Consider the following 25508-nt stretch of genomic DNA (forward strand, 5'->3'; position numbering starts at 1 on the left):
AATATGTTCAGCTCCTGCTTCGGTATTTGTGACACGGATCCTGAATGGTCTAACCACGGAAATGGCTCTATGCAAGAATTGTGCCAAAGACCGCGGAATCCTGGATCCTTCCGCATTTGACCTGGCAGAAAAACTCTTTCCGGCACTTTCCCCAAAAACCTCGTCAGTCCAGCAGAACCTGGCACAACAACTGCAAGCAGCCGTCACGGCAACCTTGTCCGGGCAACCCTTGACAAGATGTCCCGTTTGCGACTTCAGCCTAGACGATTTCAAACGCATCGGACGTCTCGGCTGCAGCAATTGCTACAATGTATTCATGGAAGAAATCCTGCCCCTCCTCGACATTTCGCCTCTGGACACGGTATCTACGTCACAGTCGGGCAACACCCCCATACATGCCAGTAAAGCAGCCCAGGAACACATGGATCTATCCATGCTCAAAGAACAAATGCAGAAAGCCATCAAAGAAGAAAACTACGAAGAAGCCGCTAAATTGAGAGACGCTATCAACGCCCTCAAATCATCCAATGACTAAGCAACGCCGCCCCCTGGGTTCCACAATGACCTTTGACCAGCTGATCAAACGCCCCGCCTCCTGGATGGTATCATCCCATAAAAATCAGGATATCGTCCTGACATCCCGCATCCGTTTAGCCCGCAACCTCAAAGACCTTCCCTTCCCCGGATGGGCCAGGAAAAAACAGCGTATCGAAATCCTTTCCCAAATTATGCCGATCGTCTCCAGATTGGATGAACAACAAACTGGATTCAACGCCGAACTTTCAGATCTCGACCAACTGCAAAAACAACTCCTCGTCGAACGCCACCTCATTTCGCGCGAACTCGCCGCCCGCTCGGAAGGGTGCGGAATCTCCATCTCGCGCAATCAATCCGTCAGCATCCTCCTCAACGAAGAAGACCATCTCCGCCTCCAATGCATCATGCCCGGGCTCCAAATCCGCAAGGCATGGGAGCATATCCGCCAAATCGATCACCTCCTCGGAGAACAACTACCTTACGCCAGCCTTGCCGGACTAGGCTACCTCACGGCCTGTCCCACCAATCTCGGTACCGGCATGCGAGCTTCCGTTATGGTTCACCTGCCCGGCATGGTTCTCTCCGGCTACATGGATCAGGTTTTCAAAGCGGCGGAGAAACTCAATATCACCGTCCGCGGCATCTACGGAGAAGGTACCGACACCACAGGCAATATCTTCCAATTTTCCAACATCAGCAACGTCAAAGATAACGAAAACACCATCCTCGACAAAATCAAGAACGTCATCTCGGCTCTTTCCGTCCAGGAAACCAATGCCCGCGAAAAAGTTTACCGGGACAACCCCATCGCCATCAAAGACCGTATCGGTAAATCCTACGGAATCCTCAAATTCGCCCGTCTGATTTCCACACGAGAAGCTCTGGAACACATCTCCATGATACGCATGGGGATCTCTCTGGGCGTCATTGCCAACGATGATCCAAAATCCCTTTACTTGCTCGTTCTCCGCATCCAGGCAGCACATATCCAACAAGCCCTCGGCGGCCAGCTACCTCCGGAAATGGATAAAGAACAACTCGCCTTCCTGGCCGGAAAAGAACGGGCAGACACCATCCGGGAACACTTCAAAAACATACCGGAACCCAATTTCAACCACTAAATATTTTCTTCAAGACCCATGAACAATTTTACACCTCGTGCCCAGCAAGTCCTTGCACTGGCAAGGCGTGAATCCGATCGTTTCAACCACAACTACATCGGAACAGAACACCTCCTCCTCGGCATCCTCAAAATAGGCCAGGGCGTTGCTGTCTCCGTTCTTGAACGTATGGGGATGGACATCACCAGCATCATCGGCCAAATCGAAGCCCAAATCACCACCGGAACGGAACCGCGCACCGAAGGAAACATCCCCTACACTCCGAGAGTCAAAAGAGTCCTCAGCCTAGCCAACAAAGAGGCCCAGGAACTCAACCACTCCTATGTCGGTACGGAACACCTCCTCCTCGGACTTCTCCGGGACGGAGGAGGACTGGCGGCACAAATCCTCCGCAACACGGGATTGGACCTCGACCAGGCACGGCGGGAAATCCTCGAAGAACTCTCCCCCAAATTCCGGGATATGGATGAAGTCAACCCTCCCGATGATGACGAATCCCTCTATGAAGATGAGGACGAATCCCGCCAAGCAGAGGCGGACGGCGGAGGACTGCCTCCTTCTCCGAAAGGGATGCGTGGTAAAATGACCGCCTTGCAAGCATTCGGAAGAGATATGACCCAACTGGCAAGAGATGGCTTGCTCGACCCGGTCATCGGTCGTTCGGCGGAAATTGAACGCGTCATCCAAATCCTCTGCCGCCGCAACAAAAACAACCCCGTTCTCCTCGGAGAAGCCGGCGTTGGCAAAACGGCCATCGTCGAAGGACTCGCCCAGGAAATAGCCGCCGGCAAAGTCCCCGAATTACTCATGCAAAAAAAGGTCATCACACTTGACCTGGCCCTCATGGTAGCCGGCACCAAATATCGCGGACAATTCGAAGAAAGGATCAAGGCCATCATGGACGAAATCCGCCGGGACGGCAACATCATCCTCTTCATTGATGAACTCCACACCATCGTCGGTGCCGGATCCGCAGAAGGCGCCATGGACGCATCCAACATCATCAAACCCGCATTATCCCGAGGAGAACTCCAGGCAATCGGCGCAACAACCCTGAACGAATACCGCAAACACATCGAAAAAGATGCGGCACTCGAACGTCGGTTCCAGCAAGTCCAGGTCGGCGAGCCTTCCGTCGAAGATACCATCAAGATCCTCCATGGCATCCAGAGCAAATACGAAGACCACCACAAAGTCCGATACACAGACGATGCCATCAGCACAGCAGCCAAGCTCTCCCATCGGTATCTGACTGGGAGATTCCTGCCCGACAAAGCTATCGACATCCTGGACGAAGCCGGAGCCCGCAAACGCGTCTCTCAAATGACTCGTCCCCCTGAATTCACCACTCTTGAAGAGAAAATCAACAAACTCAGGGAAGACAAACAGAATGCCATCATCGAGCAAAACTTCGAACTCGCCGCCCAACTCCGGGACAACGAGAAAAAGAGCCAGCGTCTTCTGGAAGAAACTCTCGTTCAATGGAGAAACGATTACGACACGAAATACGTCCCCGTCACAGAAGAAGACATCATGATCGTCCTCTCCAAGTGGACCGGCATCCCCCTCTCCCGCATGGAAGAAAAGGAAACCGAAAAGCTCCTCCGCATGGAAGAAGAACTCAAAAGCAAAGTTATCGGTCAGGACGAAGCCGCTTCTGCCGTTTCCCGCGCTTTGCGGCGAAGCCGTGCAGACATCAAAGATCCGCGTCGCCCCATCGGTTCCTTCCTCTTCCTTGGCCCGACCGGCGTCGGTAAAACCTACCTCGCCCGCAACCTTGCCGAAATCATGTTCGGAACCGCCGATGCGCTGATCCAGGTAGACATGAGCGAGTACATGGAAAAACACACCACCTCCCGCCTCATCGGCTCGCCTCCCGGCTACGTCGGTCATGAAGAAGGGGGCCAGCTCACGGAATCCGTGCGCCGCCGTCCCTACTCCGTCATCCTTTTCGACGAAGTGGAAAAAGCCCACCCCGACGTCATGAACCTCCTCCTCCAGATTCTGGAAGAAGGCATGGTCACCGACTCTTTGGGACGTAAAGTCAACTTCCGTAATACCATCATCATCCTTACGTCAAACGTCGGAGCTTCCTCCATCAAGCGACAGGGTACGATGGGCTTCGGAGCCATAGCTTCCGAAGAAGCAGACTACGAGTCTATGAAGGAGAAAATTCTGGAAGAATCCCGTAAGCACTTCCGCCCTGAATTTCTCAACCGGTTCGATGAGCTCATCATCTTCCGCATGCTGGAACAAAAGGATCTGGAACGCATCGTAGGGCTGGAAGCCAACAAACTAATCGAACGCCTCCATCAAAAAAACATATCCCTGAGCCTTTCGCCGGATGCCATGTCCCTCATCATCAAGCAGGGGTACGATCCCCAGTATGGGGCACGCCCCATGCGCCGCGCCATTGAACGCCTGCTGGAAGATCCGCTCGCAGAAGCACTTCTCCGCAATGAGGTTGCCCCGGGCATGAGAGTCAAAGCCATCGTCAATGAGGATGGGAAAACTGTAAAATTCGTTCCCGACATCCCATTGGACGAACTCCAGCTCTCCCTGCCATCCTCCACGGAGCAACCCGTTAAAACTAAAAAAAGCCGGAAAAAACAATCGGAACATACCGATGATAGCGCACAGGATGTTCCCACTCCCCGGAAATCCCCCAAACGCAAAAAACAGGACGATCAATAACCCGCCTGCCGGGACGTGATCCCACCCTCTCCACTTACATCCCCTCTCTGTCGTCCTTTTGGCAGAGAGGGGATTTTTCTTTTCCTACATAAAACAAAAGCTTCGGAAGCGGGTATTTCCCGACTCCGAAGCTCAAAAAACATTTTTTTAAATCAAATCAGGAGAAAGGAACCCCCTTGGCATCCTGCTTCACGACAATGGCCTCAATAATAGCCCATATCCAGATGAAGAATGCAAAGCCAAACCAGCCGATCAACAGAGTAATCACCAACTGCGTAATGGCGCGCCCCGTATAACCCGCATAAAAATTATGGATACCGAAACATCCCAGGAAAATGGCAAGCACCACATAAGCCGTCCGGCTTTTGGGTAACGTCGTAGGCATCACCTGCTGAGGTTGCTGAACTTGGATGACAATCTGAGGTTGCCCGGAAGCTGGCATTTGAGTTGGAGTAGGAGCCGATTCGGCAACTACCTGCTCGGGAGCAGGAGCTCCGCAGGATGGGCACTTGGCCACACCGGCCGGAATAGCATTATTACAATATTCGCATTTCATATGATTACAGGTAGTGTTGGATTAAAGTTTTTCTTTAATAATTCGTTCCCGTTTCAAAAGAATTCTCTCAAAACGTAATGCCAGATCAGACAATCCAACCGTTTCTTCCGATAAATCCGGACGAGATGGAGATTCTGCTAACACGTTAATAATAGTATGCATATCGCGTATTAAAATGTCAAGATCGCGATCACATTCATTACATTCCGGAGAACCGGAACTCTCCATGGCATATTTCATCTGATCGGAAAGCTTTTCCAACTTTCCTACTAAAAGACTCACATCCGGGGTCCCGGCTCGCTTCAAATTGACAGCACAATCCATCAATTCACCCGCCATGCTACTGATCCTGGATCTGCCCACTCCCCGAGTAGCCGCATCGGCAGCACTCCGGGTAAAAGCCCGCATTAACAACAGCGTCACGGCAATCAAGAAAAACAGGCACACAAGGTGAATGGAAAGTAGAAGGGTCGTCCCCGGCATAATAAACGCCAAGGGAACCAGCCCCAAACTCACCAGAAGATAAACCATAGGAGCCGCCAATAGCGCCATGGAAACCGGATTTTCCGCCCTCTTACGATTACTCACGTAAATCCCGGCCAGCATAAAAAAAACGGCTTCCGCCACCATGAGAAAAACAATGGATAACCAGACAACAGGCACCATCGTTGATACCATCACAGCCGGCATAATAAGAAAAGACCCTACAAACCAAGTCAGGGCCAATGCCAGCACAGCAAGTATAATTGTCGTAATCATAAAAAAGGAAGAAAATTAAACAATAGAATTACCACAATGTGTACAAAACCTGGCATCGGGTGGCACTTCCATCCCGCAACCGGGACAAAACTGTTTCGGCAAGACCAGCATCTGACCGCAATTGCAACAAAATCTGGCATCGGATTGATTGGTCGCTCCACATTTGGAACAGACTCGCATCCCGGCACCAGTATCAATCCGGGGAGAAAGTCTAGATGCCTGATCCCCTACCGTCTGTCCTAATCCCATCCCCAAAGCCATACCCATTCCTGCGCCGAGAACACTGGACTGAACACCACCAGCCCCTTCATTGCCAACAGCAGTCTCCATCACATCAAACGAACGTTTTTCGTGATAGTTAAAACCGATAATATTCATCTCGGCACGTTCAGCCAAAGCGCGTTTCAACCTCGCCACGGCAGGATCGCTGTCATCCGTCGAAACAGATTCCACACAGAAATTGCATACCTTAACCCCGTATTCAGCGAGCATCTCAACCAGAACACCTTCGATATAATCCGACAACTCACTCAGTCGTGCGGATATCTGCAGAATCGACACATGCTTCTCCAAAAGATACTTTGCAATCGTATCCTTCACCAAAGTCATGATAATTCCCTTAAAATGGGACTGTATCGTCTTCACCGTAAAAGCAGGTAACGTTCCCACCAACTTAGACAAAAACATCCTGCTATTCTCAATTTGCAATCCATATTGCCCAAAAGCCGAAACAGGCAGCATGAGATTGTATTTGGGATCTTCAATCTGAATAGGAGTTACCGTTCCCCACTTCACGTCAAGCGTATACACCTTTTGGACAAACCACACCTCAGCCGTAAAAGGAGAGCGCCCAAAAGGAATCTTATAAATTGTCGCAAGGATCGGATAATTCTCGGAACTCAGCGTATGACGTCCCGGAGCAAAAGGCCCTACAAACTGCCCCTCCTTCAACAAAATCGCTTCTTGGGATTCTGACACAATCAATTGCGTCCACGTACTCAATTCAGAGGATGGATACTTCCAAGCTAATACATTTGGAGAAGCGTCCCATTTAACAACATCAATTATGGACATACGATTAATATGATCTTCCATCATTTCCTTCCAGAGTCAAGAAGAAGCATACATTCTTTCCAGAAATCGGGGTTTGAGTATAAACAGAGAAGCCCCGCCTTGCATGGTGACAAGGCGGGGCTTCATAATCAATCCCGGCGACGACCTACTCTCACAAGAGCTATACTCTCACTACCATCGGCGCGCCAGCGTTTCACTGCCGGGTTCGGAACGGGACCGGGTGGGACCACTGGGCTAAGATCACCGGGCTTCAGGGCGGAGGCTCCCGTTTTCTGGGGAGGGGGGTGTCCGTTCTGCCTGCCCGGGGGTCTCTCGGGGGGGATGATGGGGATTGATCTTCTTCTGTTTTGGACGCGGAGGCAAGGGAAAAAGGGGAGGAAGCCGGGCTCGAAGCCTGACATCCGCGTGGCGGGGTGTTTCTGCTGTTATGGGTCTTACTTTCCACTCTTTCATACCATGCAAGGCTTCTTCACAATACCTTCACATGAGGATTGCTCCCTTTCCTAAAAGGGAGGAATCAAGTCTTTCGGAGTTTAGTATCGCTCGGCTCAACACATTGCTGCGCTTCCACCTGCGACCTATCGACGTGGTCGTCTTCCACGTTCCTATGGGGAAAAATTCATCTTGGGAGGGACTTGGCGCTTAGATGCTTTCAGCGCTTATTCCTTCCGCACTTAGCTACCCGGCCGTGCATTTGACAATACAACCGGTGCACCAGTGGTGCGTCAGACCCGGTCCTCTCGTACTAAGGTCTGAACCCCTCAATTTTCCAACGCCCACAGAGGATAGAGGACCGAACTGTCTCGCGACGTTCTGAACCCAGCTCGCGTGCCGCTTTAACCGGCGAACAGCCGGACCCTTGGGACCTTCTCCAGCCCCAGGATGCGACGAGCCGACATCGAGGTGCCAAACCACGCCGTCGATATGAACTCTTGGGCGTGATCAGCCTGTTATCCCTAAGGTACCTTTTATCCGTTGAGCGACGGCAATTCCACTTTCTACCGCCGGATCACTTGGGCCTGCTTTCGCATCTGATCGACTTGTCGGTCTCACAGTTAGGCTGGTTTATGCCCATGCACTCGTCACGCGGTTGCCAACCGCGCTGAACCAACCTTCGCGCTCCTCCGTTACTCTTTGGGAGGATACCGCCCCAGTAAAACTGACCGGCTGACACGGTCCCCTGGCCGGTTTCACGGCTCAGCGTTAGATTCTCCAGTCTCAAAGGGTGGTGTCTCATTGATGACTCTTCCGGCCCCTAAAGGCCGGCTTCAACGTCTCCCACTTACTCTGAGCATTGAGACCGAAGAAACAATGACAGCTTACAGTTAAGGTCTATAGGGTCTTTCCGTCCTTCTGCGGGTAGGCGGCATCTTCACCGCCACTACAATTTCACTGAGCGTCTGGTTGAGACAGTGCCCAACTCGTTTCACGATTCGTGCAGGTCGGAACTTACCCGACAAGGAATTTCGCTACCTTAGGACCGTTATAGTTACGGCCGACATTCACCGGGACTTGGGTTCAGAGCTTCGCCTTGCGGCTAACACCTTGCCTTAATCTTTCGGCATTGGTCACGTGTCACACCCTATACTTCGACTTGCGTCTTTGCAGAGTGCTGTGTTTTTGATAAACAGTCGGTTGGGCCATTTCTCTGCGGCCTGCATCTCTGCAGGCACCCCTTCTTCCGAAGTTACGGGGCTAATTTGCCGAGTTCCTTAACCAGAGTTCACTCTTGCGCCTTGGTATATTCTACCCACCCACCTGTGTCGGTTTGCGGTACGGGTTCCTTAGCATACGCTGGGGCTTTTCTTGGCACTCGCTTTGATGGTGCGGCCAGTCCGTAAACCGGCCTCGGAATTCAATAACCTGTCCATCTCTACTCATGCGTCCCCCCAGTTTAAGGGTCGGAAGCTCAGGATTATTAACCTGATGTCCATCGCCTACGCCTCTCGGCCTCGGCTTAGGTCCCGGCTAACCCAGGGACGAATCTCGTTGCCCTGGAAACCTCGGGTTTACGGCGGCCGGGGATTTCACCCGGCTTAACGTTACTCATGTCTGCATACTCACTTCCGTGCTCTCCAGGGTCAGTCGCCATCGCCCTTCAACGTACACGGAACGCTCTTCTACCACTCCTCCCTTGCAGGAGAAATCCAGAGCTTCGGTACAACGTTTCATCGCCAATCATTTTCGGCGCAGGATCACTCGATGAGTAAGCTATTACGCATTTTTTAAATGGTGGCTGCTTCTAAGCCAACATCCTCACTGTCTGTGTAATCCCACATCCTTTCCACTCAACGTTGTTTGGGCACCTTAGCTGCTGGTCTGGGTTGTTTCCCTCTCGACAATGAAGCTTATCCCCCACTGTCTCACTGCTACGCTCCATTGTGCGGTATTCGGAGTTTGATAAGGGTTGGTAGGCGGGTGTGCCCCTAGCCTTGTCAGTGCTCTACCCCCGCACATCAGCACGTAACGCTGCACCTAAATGCATTTCGAAGAGAACCAGCTATCACGGGGTTTGATTAGCCTTTCACTCCTACCCTCAGCTCATCAGAGAACTTTTCAACGTTCACCTGTTCGGTCCTCCACGGCGTTTTACCGACGCTTCAACCTGGCCAAGGGTAGGTCACCTCCGCTTCGGGTCCAGTACCTGCGACTAAAAACCGCCCTGTTCGGACTTGCTTTCGCTTCGACTCCGGGCCGGAAGCCCTTAGTCTTGCCACAGACACTGACTCGCAGACTCATTAAACAAAAGGCACGCCATCGCAGCTTGCGCTGCTCTGACACTTTGTAGACATACGGTTTCAGGTTCTATTTCACTCCGCTCACAGCGGTTCTTTTCACCTTTCCCTCGCGGTACTTGTTCACTATCGGTCGCCGACTAGTATTTAGCCTTGCGCGGTGGTCCGCGCGGATTCATACACCGTTCCACGTGTGGTGTATTACTCAGGAGTCCACTAGATCTCACAAAAGATTTCGCTTACGAGGCTTTCACTCTCTCCGGCCAGTCTTTCCAAACTGTTCTGCTATCTTTCATGATCGATCATGGCGTGGTCCTACAACCCCGAAAGAAGTACTTTCGGTTTGGGCTCTTCCGCTTTCGCTCGCCACTACTTACGGAATCGATTTCTCTTTCTTTTCCTCCGCTTACTGAGATGTTTCACTTCAGCGGGTCTCGCGATCGTTGTCCTATGTATTCAGACAACGTCAACCGGGCTTTCCCCGGTTAGGTTACCCCATTCGGATACCCCCGGATCGTAGCTCATTTGCAGCTCCCCGAGGCTTTTCGCAGCTTATCGCGTCCTTCTTCGCCTGTCGGCACCAAGGCATTCACCGTACGCCCTTGGTTTCTTGATTCCATTCCTTCAGAAAGGAAAGCAAGTCCCCATGTGATGATACTGTTAAATCTTGTATGCTTGCGTGTTATTCAATATGTGTTTTGTAGTTTCCCACTTCAGGGTTTTCTTGATCTCCTTTGAAAATGTCTCACGACTTTCTCCTAGGTACAAGAACCCTTTTGCCACGCGGATGTCAATCTTCGCTTCGCTTCTTTTCTTCTCCGGGCTTATGAGCCGGCTTGTCTTTATATGGTGGGCCTGACAGGACTTGAACCTGTGACCCCGCGCTTATCAAGCGCGTGCTCTAACCAACTGAGCTACAGGCCCATGGTTTTCTCTATAGGCCAAGTCTTCCTTACATGCCTTTTTCCTTAAACTTCCTACCTTTCAAGGGCTTTACGAGGTTTGGGGTGGTGGAGGCACGGGGACTCGAACCCCGGACATCCAGCTTGCAAAGCTGGCGCTCTACCAACTGAGCTATACCCCCAATTGGATCCGGTTACGGGTTGGTTTTTACAGGAAAGGTCGTCACGCACGTCGTACTTGCCTTGCGCTTGCGCTTCAAGGACTTCTTTTTCTTACACATCTTGTAATATCGTTGCCGGGCCTTGCGAACCCGGCTTTCCCGTCCCTAAAGAACGGGATCGACCTGGACAGGAACTCTCGCCCCTGTCTTTTCTCCATAGAAAGGAGGTGATCCAGCCGCAGGTTCCCCTACGGCTACCTTGTTACGACTTCATCCCAGTTACCAGTCTCACCTTAGGACCCTGCCTCCTTGCGGTTGGCTCTAGATACTTCGGGTGCGACCGGCTTCCATGATGTGACGGGCGGTGTGTACAAGACCCGGGAACGTATTCACGGCGCCGTAGCTGATGCGCCATTACTAGCGATTCCGGCTTCGTGTAGGCGGGTTGCAGCCTACAGTCCGAACTGGGCCCAGTTTTCAGGATTTCCTCCGCCTCACGGCTTCGGCCCCTCTGTTCTGGGCATTGTAGTACGTGTGCAGCCCTGGGCATAAGGGCCATACTGACCTGACGTCGTCCCCACCTTCCTCCCAGTTGATCTGGGCAGTCTTGCCAGAGTCCCCACCATAACGTGCTGGTAACTGGCCACAGGGGTTGCGCTCGTTGCTGGACTTAACCAAACATCTCACGACACGAGCTGACGACGGCCATGCAGCACCTGTGTAACGCCTCCGAAGAGTCGCATGCTTTCACATGTTGTTCATTACATGTCAAGCCCAGGTAAGGTTCTTCGCGTTGCATCGAATTAAGCCACATACTCCACCGCTTGTGCGGGTCCCCGTCAATTTCTTTGAGTTTTAATCTTGCGACCGTACTCCCCAGGCGGCACGCTTAACGCGTTAGCTCCGGCACGAGGGGGTCGAGTCCCCTCACACCAAGCGTGCACCGTTTACTGCCAGGACTACAGGGGTATCTAATCCCTTTCGCTACCCTGGCCTTCGTACCTCAGCGTCAGTTAATGTCCAGGAACCCGCCTTCGCCACGAGTGTTCCTCTCGATATCTACGCATTTCACTGCTACACCGAGAATTCCGGTTCCCCCTCCATTACTCCAGTCTCCCAGTATCATGTGCAGTCCAGGGGTTGAGCCCCTGCCTTTCACACCTGACTTAGAAAACAGCCTACGTACTCTTTACGCCCAGTGATTCCGAACAACGCTTGAGACCTCTGTATTACCGCGGCTGCTGGCACAGAGTTAGCCGTCTCTTCCTCTTGTGGTACTATCAACATTGCTGCTTGCTCCCACATGACAGGGGTTTACAATCCGAAGACCTTCTTCCCCCACGCGGCGTCGCACCATCAGGGTTGCCCCCATTGTGAATGATTCTCGACTGCTGCCACCCGTAGGTGTCTGGACCGTGTCTCAGTTCCAGTGTGGCCGGACATCCTCTCAGACCGGCTACCCGTCATCGCCTTGGTGAGCCGTTACCTCACCAACTAACTAATAGGACGCGAGCCCATCTTCAAGCGCATTGCTGCTTTGATCTTTCGACCTCATGCGGTATTAATCCCAGTTTCCCGGGGCTATCCCCCACTCGAAGGTAGGTTGCTCACGTGTTACTCACCCGTGCGCCACTGAAGAATATTAGCAAGCTAGCATTCTTCCGTTCGACTTGCATGTCTTATCCACGCCGCCAGCGTTCGTTCTGAGCCAGAATCAAACTCTCCATCAAATAATCTATCTATTTGAAATTGCTGGACCAACAGGATCCATTTCCTGGATTCTGTCAGCGCCATGCCCTTTCGCTACACCAGGGATTCTCAACCCTGGCTTCTTCGCTGAAAACAAGCACGGCGCGCGTCACGACCTTCCCTTCCCCATTTCCTCCTCCAAACGCTCCCTCTCAGACAGGTTGTCCTTGTGCTCGAAATCTCGCTCACCTCGCGGCTCGCTCAACCCCTCGCATCTCGGCGTTTCGGAAGTCATTCCCTTTGACAAGCTTCTCTCCGCTCCGGACAAGCGCCCCTTTCTCGGAACCTTTTCCTTCGCTCTCACCCGGCCGGCCAGCCCTCCGTCCCTCTCGCTTTCTTCAAGCTCCGGGTCGTTGCAGGTCTGCCCTTTCGGCGTGATCCCCTCGGTTGGGGTGCCGAGAAATCTACATGAATCCCGGAAAACGTCAACATCTTTTGAAAGTTTTTTTCTCCACCAAATCTTCAATCACCGCAAAATACTCTCGATATCAATCAGATATAAAAAAAAATTATTTTCCCTCGACTGGCAAGATATCGTCAATAAAAGGTAGCGTTTCTTCCGGCTGTTCCCCCAACCACTGAAGACCGGAAACATTCTCGTAGGTCTTACGCACTCCTCCGAATTCTGTTACGATTGTAACAGGTTGCTTCAGATTGATATGCAGTTTATTGACCAGTTTTTCCCGAGTTGTGACAGTCAGCACATGGCCGGATTTATCGATCGAGCAATTCAACGATGACAACAAACCGTTTTCATGTTCGACAATGTAGGCACTGGTCAGGGCAATTTCGCTCATGCATTTGAAAACTTCATGGACGAAGTTATCGATACCCCATTTCTTGCGCCAGGCAACATGAGGTGCTTTGAGCCAGCTACTCGTCTGGGACAAATATTGTTCTCCTACGACAACCCTTTTCGGCATCGGTTTTCCACTTCCGACGGGACTTTCCAAATACTGGCAGGCATCAAGATAGGGATCGGAAACGAAACCAAAGCGGAGTTCTCCCGTATCTCGATCCAGAAGCTGGACACAAGTTCCCAAGGCATTGAATGCCCGGCGCAGGTAGTCGTATTTCCCCGTCAGAAGATAAAGATACCAATCCCCATAAATTTTCCAGGCCGACCATCCGCAGGGAGAATTCATCCCATTGGTCATAAGATTGATCGTATACTGGTATTCCCAAAATCGGAGAGTAGCGCCATTCATTCGACAATCCGGGATGAGTGACTGAGTGAGGCAACGGTGTTTTGCCGCCAATTTGACTGCTTTTTCCGTCAGATAGGCACGGCGTTCCGGTTCTCTTTCCTTAAGGGCGGCAAGAGCCAATTGATTGACCGAGCAAGAGATCATGCCGTCTTCGAAAGTCATTTGTCCTTCAGTCTGGATATCGTCTTCCTTCAGGGCAAGATTGTCCACAGCCCGGCGAACGGATTGGAGCAGTCGTGCATAAGCATGCTTCCAGTGTTGATCCCCGGCGGCAAGAGGAGCTATTTCATCCATGAGTTCCATCAGGGATTTTGCAATATAAATAACCGACGTATAATGAACATTATGTTCCGGATTGTAATAAGCGCCATCCTCACGCTGGCAGGAAATCAGGAAATCAGCCAACTTCAATGCCCGCTCCATATCCCGCATATCCCGACTGACATGGTAACGATCCGCCAGAATCCCGACCATGGTGGCCGAATCCTGAATCCTGTAAATCCCGTTTCTCATCGTCCCTTTATCAGCATTGTATAATTTGGGGAAGATTTCTTGAAAAACGGTTTCCGTCCGGTCATCAAGCTCTTGATCGGGGATGTAGCGTTTCGCCAGAAAATAGGTATAGAACGGATAGAAACACTCAGCATGGTGTGTGGCCGTAGGAAGGCTTCTCAACGCTTCCTTGCGGGCGCCTTGAAGATAAAAGTCCCAACCGGGACGGACATAGAACATCGCTTCGGACACCTTGCCACCGGCTCCATACGCCATCATGGTGTATAATCCAGAACCGGATCCGGGAAACCATATCCAGGAAAACCGATGAACCCCATCCTCGGAACTCATCGGGGAAAGCGATACTCGGATTATCTCATTCCTGGGAGTACGAACCTCCACACGGGGTTCCTCAAGGGCACATAAAGTACCGAAAAACGGTACACCTTCGCCCACGGTATAGAATTCAGCGTCAATCATGGAGGCACCCGTATACCGGGCAGCCGTACTTTTCACTTTTTCCAACCCGGAGACAGAAACAAACCGAAAACGGGTTTCCAGCTTCTGCCCCGGCATAAGCTTGTCCAAATGCTGGGGATGGCGAGCCGGCAGAGGAAGACGATGAAGAAGATCCGCCGCTGTCGTAAAGATCCTGTGTTGTCCCCAGTAGCCCATTTCCGAGCCAAATTTTCCAGGACTTTGCTGGTAAATATTCGCCCATGAGGCAACAGGATCCGGAGATACGCATGCGACAATTTTTCCACACGGCGTCATATAATAACTCCAGAAGTGGGTTCGTTCCGACCGCTGCAACGTAGGGAAATAAACGGTGTCCCAATCCGGAAATCGAACCATGCAAGTATTGATGCCCAACAGAAGCCTGGCACGTTCCGGCATCCACATTTTACCGGACATATTCTCCAGACCGGCGACAACTTCTACAGCTTCCCCGGTGGATTGATATTGCAACGAGTATTTGATCCCATCCTTGACTCCCTCATACCTGCCCGGAGCAGTCTTTTCCAGAGACACTCCTTCAAAAGCCGGGCCCTTCCAACAATCACGGCGGAAAACAATATCCGAACCATCCGTCTTGTCCTTCATCGCAAGAATACTGCCGTCGTCGCACACAGTAACGGAATTACGTTCAGCATCCCATTGCTCATCCGCATACGCCACGCAACACCAGACCATAGAGGCCATAATTCCCCATCGTTTCAAGCAAGAATACATAGACTGGTAATACGTCAAAACACACCAGGCTTGTCAATGCGATTCAATTGCAGAGCCAGCAATAAGCTACGAAGACAAAACAAAGTCATCCGGAAACAACGTCAATAATCCGGCATCCGTCATGCTCTGGCTCGACAGAATGGAAAAGCAAGCTATATTGATTGTCGGAATCCCCCCTTCAGTTTTCCGACATTTTCTCATGAAAATCTACTATACCCTCGATGATCTGGAACAAGACGGACTCCCCACGGAAGACGGAATCTCTCCCCGTCTTGCCGTAATCGGCCACCCGATCATGCATTCCAAATCCCCCCAAATGCATCAGGCAGCCCTTGACTCTGCGGGCATCCGCTGCAAATACATTAAGATTGAAGTACAACCGGAGGAATTCACGCAAGTCATCGAACTTCTGAAATCCCTGGACTTTATCGGAGTCAATGTCACGGTTCCCTACAAATCGGCAGCAGCAGCCCTGGCGGAGGACTGCGACCGACTGGTTATCGCCACCGAAGCCGCCAACACCCTCGTCTTCCCGAGGGACGGTAATCCGATGGCAGCCTTTAATACAGATGGTCCGGGATTCGTCCGGGCCATCCGCGAATGTTTTTCCGTCGATATCCGGGATCTTAAAATCGTTCTTCTGGGGGCCAACGGAGGAGCCGGTACGGCACTGGCACACACATGCGCCATGAACCGTTGCGAACGCTTGACGCTCGTCGCCAGATCCTTGGAAAAAATAACTCCGTTGCAGAAAGACCTCTCTCCTTTCTTCACCGACGAACATCGTCTAGAAGGAGCAGCCGACCGTCTGCGCACCATCGCCATGAATTCTCCCTATCTGGAAGAAGCCATCAGCGATGCCGACCTGATCGTCAACGCAACCACTCTTGGGCTAAAACAGACGGACGCATCCCCCATACCCTCGTCCTACATTCAACCCCATCACCTGGTTTACGACCTCATCACCCATTCCGATGTCCTGCAGCAGGAAGCCCGGGAACAGGGAGCCCGCACCGCAGACGGCCTTTCCATGCTCCTGCACCAGGGAGCCTTGTCCTTCGAACGCTGGTTCGGCTATTCCCCGGACATGCAGGCTATGAGAAAGGCGCTCCACATCTGATGCCACATCCCATGCCCGCATTCTCTATTCAAGACTTTCGAAAAACCCTGCTCACTTGGTTCCGCCGGGACGGGAAAACCTATCCGTGGAGGGAAACGGAAGATCCCTGGCACATCCTCGTTTCTGAGATCATGCTCCAGCAAACAACGATACCGACCGTACTGGCCAGGTATTCCGAATGGATGCATCGTTTTCCCTCCCCTCTGGAGCTCGCACAAGCTACGGAAGAACAAGCCCTCCGCTCATGGGAAGGACTCGGTTACTACCGCCGCGTCCGATCCCTCCAGGCCACCGCCCGGGCAGTCGTCGAACAATACGACGGTATCTTCCCCCGGGATAAAAACCTCCTGATGCAACTGCCGGGTATCGGTGAATACACCGCTGGGGCCGTCCTTTCCTTCGCGTTCAACATCCCCGCTCCCATCGTGGATGCCAATGTTTCGCGCGTCATCGCCCGGCTGGACAACTACCGGGAAAGCGTCGATTCCACCCCCGGCAAAAAATACATGTGGAAGCGCGCGGAGGAACTCGTTGACCGGGACGACCCCCGAAGATTCAACTCTGCCATCATGGAACTGGGACAAACCTATTGCAAACCACAAGGGCCGGACTGCCTTTTGTGCCCGGTTCGCCCCTTCTGCTCTGCCGAGAATCCCGACGCACTCCCCGTCAAAACGCCACGCCCGGAGACAACCCGCCTCGTCCACCACGACATCATCTGCATAAATGGAGAAACCATCCTCATGGAAAAACAGGAAGACGGCAAACGCCATGAGGGCATGTACCGATTCCCCCAGCGTACGGAACAGGAAACCTCCTCCTTCCCCATCGTCATGAAGCAGAACTATAGTGTTACCCGGTATAAAATCACCCGTTTCCTGCACTTGGTCCCTCCTGCCGGAATCCGTCCTGAAAAAGGGGAATCATTTGTCAGTCTGGACGCCATCGAAGACCTCCCTCTGGCATCTCCTGATCGCAAGGTATTGAGTTCTCAATCATTCAGGAAGATTCTGCGCGAAAGAAAATCCTCTTGATCATCTGTCCATCAATCCTGTATCTTATACTGGAAATGAACGATACCTCTCTCACGGATTTGACAACTCAAGCCCAAAACGGCACATGGGATGATACAACGCTTGCCAACAAAGCCGTCGAATTGGCAGAACACATACTCAGGTTGTCAAACCAGGGTATGCGCTGGAGCGAGAAAAAACAGGCCAGACAAATGGCCCGTATGATGAACGATCCGGCAGGCAAGGCCTTCACCATCACTATGGCTGACCGCATCTTCCGCCCGTCAGCTCCTGAGAAAGCAGCCGAAGAATTCCGCTATCTTCTGGACGGTTACGGCGTACCGCACTACCTCAGCAAGCCGGAGCAGCTTGCCATGAGCATTGCCAAGAAAGCTTCGGAATTCTTTCCAGGGCTCGTCATTCCATCCGTCAAAGGAGAAATCCGCAATCAGAGTCGCACCGTCATTCTGCCATCCGAAGACGGTAAACTCAATGCTCATATCAAACGCCGCAAAAAAGATGGCATTCGGCTCAATATCAACCAGCTAGGCGAAGCCGTCCTCGGTGAAACGGAAGCCCATCACCGCCTCCAGCAAATCGTGGAGTTGCTCTGCAATCCGCTTTGCAACTACATTTCTGTCAAGCTCTCTTCCGTATATAGCCAGATCAGCCTGCTCAACCGGGAAGAAACAATCAAACAGCTCCAAGACCGTCTGAGGGTTCTGTTCAGGACTGCCATCGAACACGGAATCCCGGGATCCGACGGACATAAAAAGCCCAAGTTCGTCAACCTGGACATGGAGGAATACCGCGATCTTCACCTTACGTGTGAAGCTTTCAAGCGTACCCTCATGGAAGAAGAGTTCATGAATCTGGAGGCCGGTATCGTCCTTCAAGCCTATCTCCCCGACTCGTGGGAAGAACAGAAAAAACTCTGCGACTGGACCAAAGAACGCGTTCAGGCAGGAGGAGCCCGCATCAAGATCCGCATCGTCAAGGGAGCCAATCTTGCCATGGAACAAGCCGAAGCCTCCATCCACGGATGGCCGCAAGCTCCTTATGAAAGCAAGGAAATGACGGATGCCAATTACAAGCGCATGCTTCATTACGGTTGTCAAAAGGAACACGCCCAATACGTCCGTCTTGGTATTGCCTCCCACAACATCTTCGATCTCAGCTACGCCATTCTCCTCCGGGAACAAAACGGAGTCCGCGAATCAGTGGAACTGGAAATGCTCGAAGGCATGGCCAACCAGCAGGCCCGCATTCTCATCAACATCGCCGGAGACCTTCTCCTCTACGCCCCTGTCGTACGCAAACAGGATTTTCCGAACGCCATTTCTTATCTCGTACGTCGCCTTGATGAAAACACGGGTGAAGAGAATTTCCTCCACGATGTCTTCGGAATGACCCCCGGTTCCCAGGAATGGGAAAACCAGAAAAAGCGCTTTCTCAAAGCCTGCGCGTCCTACGAAAAAGTCAAATACGGCCCCAATCGCAAACAAAACCGGGCCTTGGACGCTCCGCTTCCCTTTGCCCCCGGCGACGATTTTTTCAATGAACCGGATACCGATTGGGCTCTTCCCCACCACCAGGACTGGCTCCTCCACTGGCTCGAAGAAGAAAAGAAAACAGCACCTTCCGAAATTCCCCTCGTCATCGACGGTCAAGAATGCACCTCACACCTTTGGGGAGTCGGACGTAATCCTTCCGACGCCGACAACGAATTCTATAAATTCGCCTACGCAGACTACGATCTCGTCGAAAAAGCTGTCACTGTCGCTCAAGATGCCCAGGCATCGTGGGCCTCGACACCAGTCGAAGAACGCCAAGCCATCTTGTGCCGTACCGCCGAGGAAATTTCCAACATGCGAGGATTAGCTATCGCCGCCATGACGAGGGATGCCGGGAAAGCCCCCTTCGAAGGAGACGTCGAGGTCAGCGAAGCCATCGACTTCTGCCGTTACTATGCCGAAGGACTCACCCAGCCCGGCATGACCGACGGATTGACCCAGAAACCTTTGGGAACCGTTTGTATTACCGCCCCGTGGAATTTCCCATTCGCCATTCCGACAGGAAGCGTCGCCGCCGCCCTCATGGCGGGTAACACCGTTATTTTCAAACCTGCACCGCAATCGGTCTACACAGCTTTCCTCATTGCCCAGGCATTCTGGAAAGCCGGAGTTCCGAAAAACGTTCTTCAATTCGTCCCCGCACCACCTAACGAAATCGGTCAGAAACTCGTCACCCATCCCGACATTTCATGCGTCATGCTGACAGGGTCCTACGCCACCGGGCGCAAGTTCAAAACCTGGAGGCCCGATCTCCATCTTCTGGCGGAAACCAGCGGTAAGAACGCCATCATCATCACTGCCACGGCAGATCTCGACCTCGCCGTCAAAGATCTCGTTAAAAGCGCATTCGGCCACTCCGGACAAAAATGCTCCGCGGCCAGCCTTGCCATTATCGAAGCTTCCGTGTACGACAATCCCGCTTTCCTGCGACAGCTCCGCGATGCGGCCGCCAGCCTCAAAGTAGGCCCGTCCACCGAACCGGACAGCATCGTCATCCCCGTCATCCGTGAACCGGAAGGTCATCTCCTCCGGGCTCTGACGGAATTGGAACCCGGCGAAGAATGGCTGCTCAAGCCGGAACGCGTCCGTGACAATCCCAATCTTTGGACTCCCGGCATCCGCATCGGCGTCAAACCCGGCTCATGGTTCCACAGGACGGAATGCTTCGGGCCAGTCCTCGGCCTCATCCGCGCGGAAAGCTTGGAGGAAGCGATTCTCATCCAGAATGACTCCAACTTTGGCCTCACCGGCGGTATCCACTCCCTCGACGAACGTGAAATCGCCGAATGGAAAAGTAAAATTCAGGTCGGCAACGCTTATATCAACCGTCCGATCACAGGAGCCATCGTCCGCCGTCAATCCTTTGGCGGCTGGAAGAATTCCTGCATGGGCCCCGGAGCCAAAACAGGCGGTCCCAATTACCTCGTCGCCCTCGGGACGTGGGAAGAAAACGAACTTCCCCAGCACCTCAGCACCCCCGGAGAACGCATCGCCAACCTGGTGGAAAAACTTTGCCGCGATCTTCCGGACGATGCCAAGCGCATCCGCGCTGCAGCCGGTTCCCAGGCCAAATGGTGGAATGAGGAATTCGGCATCGAACACGATCCCTCCAAAATTCAAGGAGAAGACAACATTTTCCGTTACATCCCGGAAAAATCCCTTGTTGTCCGCATGAAGGAAGATGCAACCAACTGTGACATCGCCCTCCTTATCCTCGCCGCCAAGCTCACCGGAGTCGCCACCGAACTTAGCATGGATCAAAAACGTTCCTGGATCTCCGGCTACGGGGATCATAACGTCACGGTCATCGAAGAATCCGAGGAAACCCTGCGATCGCGTATCCCCGCCATCGCTAAAAACACGCGTATCCTCCGCAGTCCGGAATGTCCCGTCGCCCTCCGTAAAGCGGCCGAAGATGCCGGTATGACCGTACTGGACATGCCCGTACTCGCCAATGGCCGGCTCGAACTTCTCAACTGGTTCCACGAACAGGCGATTTCGGAAACCATCCACCGCTACGGCAACATTGTTCCCCGCCCGGGAACACTATAACTCCACTCAGAAGAACCTTCTTCCAATTCCCCCCCCCTTTTTCCGTTTTACACGCAGAAAAAGGGGGATTTTTTTGCAACACGGTTTTTCGGAACATCCCGGACGGACAAACAGTACCGATTCCAGGTATCACGACGAGAAACGATCATATGAAATCAATGCCTCTCAATTACTTTGACATTGATCCGGAGGGACTCCATGCTATACTCTTTTTTCCAATCTCGTAACTACGCATGAATCAGAATTCATCCAGCACTGTCCAGTTTTATAACGGAGAACAACTCCCTCTTGAATTGCACAAAGTTCGCGTCGTGCAAAAGCTTCACCTCGTTCCAGTCGAACGCCGATTGGAAGCCATCGGAGAAGCCGGCTACAATACATTCCAATTGAGTACCTATGATGTCTTTCTGGACATGCTTACGGACTCCGGTGTCAACGCCATGAGCGACAACCAGATCGCCGCCATGTTCCGCGCCGACGATGCCTACGCCGGTTCCCAAAGCTTCGGTCGTCTCGCCGAAGCCGTCAAAGAAGTCTTCGGCAAAGAATACCTCCTGCCCGTCCACCAGGGACGCGCTGCGGAAAACATCATCTCCCGTGCGTTCGTCAAACCCGGAGATGTCGTCCCCATGAACTACCACTTCACGACGACGCATGCCCATATCGACCTCAACGGCGGTACTATTGAAGAGCTCGTTGCCGACGAAGCCCTGGAACTCACCAGCATCAATCCCTTCAAAGGCAACATGGACATTGCCAAACTCCGCGATTGCATCAAGCGCAACGGAGTCGACAAAATCCCCTTCATTCGCATGGAGGCATCCACCAACCTCATCGGAGGCCAGCCCTTCTCCATCGCCAACCTGAGAGAAGTGCGTTCCGTCTGCGACGAATACGGCATCATGCTCGTTCTCGATGCCTCCCTCATCGGAGAAAACGCCTACTTCATCAAGAAGCGCGAAGAAGAATTCCAGAACTCCACCTGCGGAGAAATCCTGCTTGCCATGTGCGATCTGGCGGATCTCGTGTATTTCTCCGCCCGCAAAGTATCCTCTTCCCGCGGCGGCGGCATTTGCTCCAATAACAAGGAGATCATCAACAAGATGCAGCATCTCGTCCCCCTGTTCGAAGGATTCCTTACCTACGGCGGCATCTCTGTCCGTGAAATCGAAGCCATGGCCGTCGGTCTGCGCGAAACGACCGATGAAACAGTTATTTCGCAGAGCCCGTCCTTCATCGAATACTTCATCGGCGAAATGGTTCGTCTCGGCATCCCCTGCGTCACACCAGCCGGCGGTCTCGGTGCTCATATCGACGCCGGTTCCTTCCTGCCGCACATCCCGCAAAGCGAATACCCGGCCGGAGCTCTGGCCGCCGCCTTCTTCATCGCCTCCGGCGTACGCGGCATGGAACGCGGTACCCTCTCCAGCGTGCGCGACAAGGACGGCAATGATATCCTCGCCGATGTCGAATTGCTCCGTCTCGCCTTCCCTCGCCGCGTGTTCACTCTCTCCCAGGTCCGTTACGTCGCCGACCGCATGAAGTGGCTCTATGACAACCGCGATCTGATCGGAGGACTTGAATTCGTCGAAGAACCGCCCGTTCTGCGTTTCTTCATGGGGCGTCTTCGTGCCAAGTCCGACTGGCCACAGAAGCTCGCCGCCAAATTCCGCCAGGACTTCGGCGAAAGCCTCTAATTCATCTACCGGAGAGAAATCTCCGGTTTTTCTCTCTCACGAAAGGCAGTCTCTCCCTCCAGGGAAAGACTGCTTTTTCTATCATTCATTCCCTGGAATTCCAGGCCATCCCTGGGTAGTGGATAAATCCAGTAATCCTGCTCCGCAAACGAAAAAGCCCCGGGACGTGAATCCCGAGGCCTTTTGATTGATGAAATACGCTCTCAGATTTGCTTACAGCAGTGTAATCGCAATATTCACACCGGCGGTCACGATAGAGACCATGCTCATCAGTTTAATGAGAATGTTCAAGGAAGGACCTGAGGTATCCTTGAAGGGGTCACCAACGGTATCGCCGATGACGGAAGCTTTATGAGCTTCAGACCCCTTGCCTCCGTGATTTCCCTGTTCGATATACTTTTTAGCATTGTCCCAGGCGCCACCGGAGTTGGCCATGAAAATAGCCAGCACGAAGCCGGAGGCAAGACCTCCCGCCAAAAGTCCGAACACGCCAGGAACCCCGAGGACTACTCCCGTCAGAATCGGGGTGATCACAGCCAAGACGGACGGCCAAATCATTTCATGCTGGGCTCCGGCCGTCGATATTTCCACACAGCGGACATAGTCCGGTTCGGCGTCTCCCGTCAGAATACCTTTGATTTCGCGGAACTGGCGGCGAACTTCCGTGACCATCTTCTCGGCAGCACGACCAACGGCATTCATCGTCAACCCGCAGAACAGGAAGGACATCATAGCTCCAATGAAAAGCCCCATCAACACCTTGGGATTCATCAGCGTTACCTGGAAGTAATCCATGAATTTGCCCAGGGAACAATTGGTAATTTCAGAGACAGGAACGCTCAAGGCTTCATTAATCTTATACACCGTCTCACCGGTGGATTCGGACCAGTGCTTGATGGCGATCTTGAGTTCTTCAATATAGGAAGCCAGAAGCGCCAGCGCCGTCAATGCGGCGGAACCGATGGCAAACCCCTTGCCGGTAGCAGCCGTCGTATTGCCCAAGGCATCCAGGGCATCCGTACGGCGGCGAACTTCTTCTTCAAGACCGCTCATTTCGGCATTGCCGCCGGCATTGTCGGAAATGGGACCGTAGGCATCCGTAGCCAAGGTTAATCCCAGGGTAGAAAGCATCCCGACGGCAGCCATGCCAATGCCGTAGAGGCCGCTGCTGATGTCTTCTCCCGTAAAGTGCCAGTCACCGGAGGCAAGGCCATAGGCAAGAATCGTTCCGATCACGATCGTAATCACCGGAATGCAAGTGGAAACCATGCCAATACCGATGCCGGAGATAATCACGGTAGCCGGGCCGGTCTGGGCGCTTTCGGCGATCTTGCGGCATGGGCGGCTATCGTGGGAAGTGTAGTGTTCCGTCGCCTTGCCGATAATAATGCCGACGACGAGGCCGGTTACGATTGCTCCCCAGATACCGGCCCAGTTGTTCAAGCCAATCAATTTGAGGAGGAACGCGGAGGCAATGGCAATCAGGAAGGAGCTGAGGTTGATGCCACGGTTCAAGGCCGCCATCAGTTCCGTCTGCGTCGCACCGCGCTTCACGCGGACGACATACACGCCGATAATGGAAAGTACGGTGCCGAGGGCAGCCACCAGCATCGGAGCAAGTACAGCTTTAATCGCTTCGTCGGGAACCGTATAATAAGCGGCGGCGCCCAAAGCGGCGGAAGCCAGGATGGAACCGCAATAGGATTCGTACAAATCGGCGCCCATACCGGCCACGTCCCCCACGTTGTCACCCACGTTATCGGCGATCGTAGCAGGATTGCGGGGGTCGTCTTCCGGGATACCGGCCTCAACCTTACCGACAAGGTCGGCGCCCACATCGGCGGCCTTCGTGAAAATACCTCCGCCCACGCGGGCAAAGAGAGCTTGGAGGGATGCCCCCATACCAAACGTCAACATGGTTGTCGTAATAATGACCAAGCGTTCATTCTGAACCATGTCGCTATAGAAATAGTTCAATATATAATACCATGCGCCGATGTCGAGCATGGCCAGGCCGACTACCGTCAATCCGAGAACGGCTCCCGAACGGAAAGCGATCTGCAAACCGGCATCAAGAGAATTACGGCAGGCATTTGCTACGCGGTTGGACGCATAAGTAGCCGTCTTCATCCCGATATACCCGGCAAGGCCTGAGAAAAAACCACCGGAAATGAATGCGAAGGGAACCCACACGTTTTGAATGTGAAGTCCATAGGCCAACCAGGCGAAAATAAGCGTGATCAATACAAAAAAGATAGCGACAATCTTGTATTGCTGCTTCAGGTAGGCCATTGCCCCCACGCGGACATGCTGGGCAATTTTCTGCATGGTTTCAGTCCCCTCTCCCTCGCGTTTCATCTTCCAGAAGAAGATAAATGCAAACAAGAGCGCACACACTGAGGCAAATGGAATTGCCCAAAAGAGTTGTTCGTTAGTTAACATAGAATGAAATAGTTGGTAGTAGTCGAAAACAGGCCATACTCCACCTATGAAATACGGAAAAGACTCCTCTTCCCAGGTCGATGCATGCTTCATCCCGACCCGCATGATATGCAAAGTATCACCTGCAGGTTGCGGGAAAGCCCACTTTCAACGACTACGGAGTATGTCAAAATATCCTCCCCGCGCAACCAAAATGTTGCATCGGTTGAGAGTTTTATCGAAATTTCTATGCAAACAACTTATTATAAAAAATATACGACATACACAATCAATCCAGAAATCTAGAGAATACCCTCTTGGACAAGAGAAAGACAAACGAGACTTGCCCGTAATTCTCAAGATACCATGTCAGCATTCGAAAGCTTTTGCTTTCCAAAGCGATCGATTTT

Annotated in this window: 12 protein-coding genes, 2 tRNA genes and 3 rRNA genes; 7 read left to right on the plus strand and 10 right to left on the minus strand. The window is 52.6% G+C overall.

What is annotated here, in order from left to right; translation table 11 throughout:
* Positions 1-61: 61 nt before the first annotated feature.
* Genes QET93_RS10090 through QET93_RS10100 form a run of 3 tightly spaced genes read left to right on the plus strand, consistent with a single transcriptional unit; the run spans position 62 to position 4352 of the window.
* The gene (locus QET93_RS10090; protein WP_280132305.1) at positions 62-535 is read left to right on the plus strand and encodes a UvrB/UvrC motif-containing protein; all 474 of its coding nucleotides are present in this window, start codon (positions 62-64) and stop codon (positions 533-535) included.
* The gene (locus QET93_RS10095; RefSeq protein ID WP_280125976.1) at positions 528-1658 is read left to right on the plus strand and encodes an ATP--guanido phosphotransferase; all 1131 of its coding nucleotides are present in this window, start codon (positions 528-530) and stop codon (positions 1656-1658) included. The genes QET93_RS10090 and QET93_RS10095 overlap by 8 nt, the downstream gene beginning before the upstream one ends.
* Before the next feature lie 18 nt (positions 1659-1676).
* Positions 1677-4352: an ATP-dependent Clp protease ATP-binding subunit gene (locus QET93_RS10100; protein ID WP_280125977.1), complete on the plus strand. Its 2676-nt coding sequence runs from the start codon at positions 1677-1679 to the stop codon at positions 4350-4352.
* Between the two features lie 157 nt (positions 4353-4509).
* Here the strand turns inward: QET93_RS10100 and QET93_RS10105 are convergent, their stop codons facing one another.
* The 9 genes from QET93_RS10105 to QET93_RS10145 form a co-directional block, all read right to left on the minus strand.
* Positions 4510-4908, minus strand: coding sequence for a TM2 domain-containing protein (locus QET93_RS10105; RefSeq protein ID WP_280132306.1), 399 nt, complete (start codon positions 4906-4908; stop codon positions 4510-4512).
* A 21-nt stretch (positions 4909-4929) separates the two neighbouring features.
* The gene (locus QET93_RS10110) at positions 4930-5667 is read right to left on the minus strand and encodes a hypothetical protein (protein ID WP_280132307.1); all 738 of its coding nucleotides are present in this window, start codon (positions 5665-5667) and stop codon (positions 4930-4932) included.
* Between the two features lie 15 nt (positions 5668-5682).
* Entirely contained in the window at positions 5683-6765 is a 1083-nt protein-coding gene (locus QET93_RS10115) for an SPFH domain-containing protein (protein WP_280132308.1), read from the minus strand.
* 108 nt (positions 6766-6873) lie between these two features.
* Positions 6874-6989: ribosomal RNA gene (rrf, locus tag QET93_RS10120) — 5S ribosomal RNA — on the minus strand.
* A 265-nt stretch (positions 6990-7254) separates the two neighbouring features.
* Positions 7255-10092: ribosomal RNA gene (locus tag QET93_RS10125) — 23S ribosomal RNA — on the minus strand.
* A gap of 231 nt (positions 10093-10323) precedes the next feature.
* Positions 10324-10400 (minus strand) — tRNA-Ile (locus QET93_RS10130).
* Between the two features lie 84 nt (positions 10401-10484).
* Positions 10485-10560 (minus strand) — tRNA-Ala (locus QET93_RS10135).
* 199 nt (positions 10561-10759) lie between these two features.
* Positions 10760-12269: ribosomal RNA gene (locus QET93_RS10140) — 16S ribosomal RNA — on the minus strand.
* Together the 16S, 23S and 5S rRNA genes with 2 tRNA genes alongside form the textbook arrangement of a ribosomal RNA operon.
* A gap of 528 nt (positions 12270-12797) precedes the next feature.
* Positions 12798-15191: a hypothetical protein gene (locus tag QET93_RS10145; protein ID WP_280131866.1), complete on the minus strand. Its 2394-nt coding sequence runs from the start codon at positions 15189-15191 to the stop codon at positions 12798-12800.
* A 229-nt stretch (positions 15192-15420) separates the two neighbouring features.
* On the opposite strand from QET93_RS10145, the gene QET93_RS10150 reads away from it, so the two are divergent.
* The 4 genes from QET93_RS10150 to QET93_RS10165 all read left to right on the plus strand — a co-directional run bounded on the left by QET93_RS10150 (position 15421) and on the right by QET93_RS10165 (position 22677).
* Positions 15421-16341 carry a shikimate dehydrogenase gene (locus tag QET93_RS10150; RefSeq protein WP_280131865.1) on the plus strand — a complete coding sequence of 307 codons (921 nt, stop codon included), beginning with the start codon at positions 15421-15423 and terminating at the stop codon, positions 16339-16341.
* Between the two features lie 11 nt (positions 16342-16352).
* Positions 16353-17375, plus strand: coding sequence for an A/G-specific adenine glycosylase (locus QET93_RS10155; RefSeq protein ID WP_280125576.1), 1023 nt, complete (start codon positions 16353-16355; stop codon positions 17373-17375).
* Positions 17376-17410: 35 nt separating this feature from the next.
* Positions 17411-20980 carry a bifunctional proline dehydrogenase/L-glutamate gamma-semialdehyde dehydrogenase gene (locus tag QET93_RS10160; protein ID WP_280131864.1) on the plus strand — a complete coding sequence of 1190 codons (3570 nt, stop codon included), beginning with the start codon at positions 17411-17413 and terminating at the stop codon, positions 20978-20980.
* A 233-nt stretch (positions 20981-21213) separates the two neighbouring features.
* On the plus strand, positions 21214-22677 hold the full coding sequence (locus tag QET93_RS10165) for a tryptophanase (RefSeq protein ID WP_280131863.1): 1464 nt from the start codon (positions 21214-21216) through the stop codon (positions 22675-22677).
* A 213-nt stretch (positions 22678-22890) separates the two neighbouring features.
* Here QET93_RS10165 and QET93_RS10170 read toward each other — a convergent pair whose 3' ends face one another.
* Positions 22891-25119 carry a sodium-translocating pyrophosphatase gene (locus tag QET93_RS10170; protein WP_280125573.1) on the minus strand — a complete coding sequence of 743 codons (2229 nt, stop codon included), beginning with the start codon at positions 25117-25119 and terminating at the stop codon, positions 22891-22893.
* Positions 25120-25508: the final 389 nt, after the last annotated feature.

The organism is Akkermansia sp. N21116 (genome assembly GCF_029854705.2).
Classification (GTDB): Bacteria; Verrucomicrobiota; Verrucomicrobiia; order Verrucomicrobiales; family Akkermansiaceae; genus Akkermansia.

Bases quoted from the DNA above. Each gene is read 5' to 3' on its own strand.
- QET93_RS10110 (WP_280132307.1), bottom strand. From the start codon at position 5,667: ATGATTACGACAATTATACTTGCTGTGCTGGCATTGGCCCTGACTTGG.
- QET93_RS10115 (WP_280132308.1), bottom strand. From the start codon at position 6,765: ATGATGGAAGATCATATTAATCGTATGTCCATAATTGATGTTGTTAAA.
- QET93_RS10100 (WP_280125977.1), top strand. From the start codon at position 1,677: ATGAACAATTTTACACCTCGTGCCCAGCAAGTCCTTGCACTGGCAAGG.
- QET93_RS10105 (WP_280132306.1), bottom strand. From the start codon at position 4,908: ATGAAATGCGAATATTGTAATAATGCTATTCCGGCCGGTGTGGCCAAG.
- QET93_RS10170 (WP_280125573.1), bottom strand. From the start codon at position 25,119: ATGTTAACTAACGAACAACTCTTTTGGGCAATTCCATTTGCCTCAGTG.
- QET93_RS10155 (WP_280125576.1), top strand. From the start codon at position 16,353: ATGCCCGCATTCTCTATTCAAGACTTTCGAAAAACCCTGCTCACTTGG.
- QET93_RS10165 (WP_280131863.1), top strand. From the start codon at position 21,214: ATGAATCAGAATTCATCCAGCACTGTCCAGTTTTATAACGGAGAACAA.
- QET93_RS10160 (WP_280131864.1), top strand. From the start codon at position 17,411: ATGAACGATACCTCTCTCACGGATTTGACAACTCAAGCCCAAAACGGC.
- QET93_RS10095 (WP_280125976.1), top strand. From the start codon at position 528: ATGACTAAGCAACGCCGCCCCCTGGGTTCCACAATGACCTTTGACCAG.
- QET93_RS10150 (WP_280131865.1), top strand. From the start codon at position 15,421: ATGAAAATCTACTATACCCTCGATGATCTGGAACAAGACGGACTCCCC.
- QET93_RS10145 (WP_280131866.1), bottom strand. From the start codon at position 15,191: ATGGCCTCTATGGTCTGGTGTTGCGTGGCGTATGCGGATGAGCAATGG.
- QET93_RS10090 (WP_280132305.1), top strand. From the start codon at position 62: ATGGCTCTATGCAAGAATTGTGCCAAAGACCGCGGAATCCTGGATCCT.